This is a genomic window from Streptomyces aureus (assembly GCF_001418135.1).
In the GTDB taxonomy this organism is placed as follows: Bacteria; Actinomycetota; Actinomycetes; order Streptomycetales; family Streptomycetaceae; genus Streptomyces; species Streptomyces aureus_A.
In genome coordinates, this window is sequence record NZ_LIPQ01000502.1 from 1 (window position 1) to 2,216 (window position 2,216).

Below are 2,216 nucleotides of genomic sequence, written 5' to 3' on the forward strand. Positions count from 1 at the left end.
GGGCAGGTGACCGCGCTCGCGCTTTTGGGGGCTCGGGCCGGGACGTTGCGGGGGGTGCAGGTCATGCAGGTGTTGTTGCCGCTTGTCGTGGGGCTGGGAGGGGCCATCGTTGCCGGGTGGCTTGCCGAGTCCAGTTATCTGATCACCGGGGGTGGCGCCGTGCACTGGGACTGGGAGGGGTTGCCCCTGCTGTTCGCCTGCGCGCTGGGCGTGCTGCTCGTCGCCGCGCTCGCCTCCCTGCCCATGGTGCGGCGGCACATCGACCCCGAGCACATTCGGCGGGATTGATCTTGCGGCTTCGATGAATTTTCGGTGCGATGGGGGTCTCAGAGATGTCATCACCACCGACCCTGGAGACTCCCGTGGCCGAGAACGTCGTCAAAGGGCCCGCCAGTTACTTCCCCTCCATCGAGAAGAAGTACGGCCGGCCCGTCTCCGAGTGGCAGGACCTCATCCGTTCCTCGCCGCTCACCAAGCACATGGAGCTCGTCTCCTGGCTGAAGGCCGAGCACGGGCTGGGCCACGGGCACGCCAACGCGCTCGTGGCCCACACCCTTGCCGAGGGGAAGTAGCCCCGGCCTCACGCCGCCAGTTCGTGGGCCGTGCGGGCGTTCACCCTCGACGTCAGCACCGCCGTCGCCACCGCGGCGGCGGTGCCCGCCACCAGGGCCGTCCACCACAGGACCGCCGGGCCCAGCGTCGTGTACGTGGCCACCCCCAGCGTGAGTGCCGCGAAGCGCGCCAGGCCCCACGTCCAGCTGAAGGCTCCCTGGTAGCGGCCCCGGGCGTGGGCCGGGGCCAGGTTGGCGACCACGCCCGCGGCGATGCCCGCCACCACCACCTCGCCCAGTGACCAGACGACGACCGACACCGTGTAGCCCGCGACCCCGTCCGCGAGTCCGGTCAGGGCCACTCCTCCCGCGATCAGCGTGCTGCCCACGCCCTGCACCGCCAGCTGCGGGAACCTCGACAGCCTCGCCGTCACGAAGGGCTGCAGCGCCACCACGAGGATCGCGTTGACCGCCGCCATCGCCCCGTACACCGCCGGCGACAGGCCACTGTCGTGGACCGCCAGCGGCAGGGCCACCTCCGTCAGCGAGTACACGAAGAGCTGCACTCCGAAGAGGGGGAGCAGGAGCAGGGCCAGGCGGTCTCTGAGCACCACTCCGTAGCCGATGCCGTCCTTCCGGGACTTCTCCTCCGGCTCGGCCGCCGTGCTCGGGGCCTTCGGGTCCTTCAGGCGGACCGCCACCACCAGCGCGTACGCCAGCATCGAGCCCGCGTCCACGACGAACAGCAGCCAGTAGCCGCGTGCCGCCAGGAAGCCGCCGAGGACTCCCGCCACCGCCGTGCCGATGTTCACTCCCCAGCCGAACAGGGCGTACGCGCGGCGGCGTCGCTCGCTGTCCACGGCGTCCGCGAGGAGCGCGTACGCCGCCGGTGAGACCGTGCTGCCCGCCGCGCTGATCAGCAGCGCCGCCGCCGCCATCGTCCACACGCCGGGGGCCAGGAACAGTGCGCCCTGCGCCGCCGACGCTCCGACCAGGCCGATCAGCATCGTCGGGCGGCGGCCGATCCGGTCGGCCAGGATGCCCCCCACGGCCGGGCCCAGGAGGTTGCCGGCGCCCAGGGCTCCCAGGACGTACGAGGTCTCCGCGCCCGTCACTCCGCGCGCGGCCAGGAAGAAGACCAGGAACGGCGTCACGAGGTAGCCGAGCCTGTTGACGATCGTTCCGGCGAAGATCGTCCATACGACGGACGGCAGTCCTCGGAAGGAAGAGGGGACGAGGGACGACGCGGTGAGAGTGGGCATGCGTCGAGGCTGCCCCCGTGGCGCCTCCGCCTCCATTGATTAAGCTCTGGCCGAATCCAATCAGCTCTTCCCCGCCGCGCTTGTGGACTCTAGGACGTGGATCCCTTGGAATCCGGGCTCAGTTTCTCCGCCGCCGACCTCGCCCAGACCCGTTTCGCCGTCTCCCCCATGTGGGAGGTCGTCACCAGCTACCGCGTCCTCGTCGGCCGGCCCGACTCCGGTCCCCACCGGCGCTGGGTCGCCCAGGTCCGGCCCCGGATCGTGCGGGCCGGGCTCGATCGCGGGTGGCTCGCCGCGCTCGTCCCCGCCCACGGCTACCTCGCCGACTTCCTCAACCCCACCCCCGCCGGGCCCTTCCCCACCCTCGACAACGAGCACGACCCCGTTCTCCGGACGCCCGTCG

2 protein-coding genes and 2 pseudogenes are annotated in these 2,216 nt (G+C 71.4%); 3 read left to right on the plus strand and 1 reads right to left on the minus strand.

The window, feature by feature from the left end; translation table 11 throughout:
- Together AOK00_RS32365 and AOK00_RS32370 are read left to right on the plus strand one after the other, a co-directional pair.
- Nucleotides 1–288 (plus strand): annotated as a pseudogene (locus AOK00_RS32365) (ABC transporter permease); the annotation flags it as partial.
- Nucleotides 289–362: 74 nt separating this feature from the next.
- Nucleotides 363–572 carry a DUF4287 domain-containing protein gene (locus tag AOK00_RS32370; protein WP_030318217.1) on the plus strand — a complete coding sequence of 70 codons (210 nt, stop codon included), beginning with the start codon at nt 363–365 and terminating at the stop codon, nt 570–572.
- A gap of 8 nt (nt 573–580) precedes the next feature.
- Here AOK00_RS32370 and AOK00_RS32375 read toward each other — a convergent pair whose 3' ends face one another.
- Nucleotides 581–1,813: an MFS transporter gene (locus tag AOK00_RS32375; RefSeq protein WP_055603735.1), complete on the minus strand. Its 1,233-nt coding sequence runs from the start codon at nt 1,811–1,813 to the stop codon at nt 581–583.
- Nucleotides 1,814–1,909: 96 nt separating this feature from the next.
- Here AOK00_RS32375 and AOK00_RS32380 point away from each other — a divergent pair.
- Nucleotides 1,910–2,216: pseudogene (locus AOK00_RS32380) on the plus strand (transcriptional regulator); the annotation flags it as partial.

Coding starts and splice junctions, on each gene's coding strand:
- AOK00_RS32375 (WP_055603735.1), bottom strand. CDS start 1,813: ATGCCCACTCTCACCGCGTCGTCCCTCGTCCCCTCTTCCTTCCGAGGA.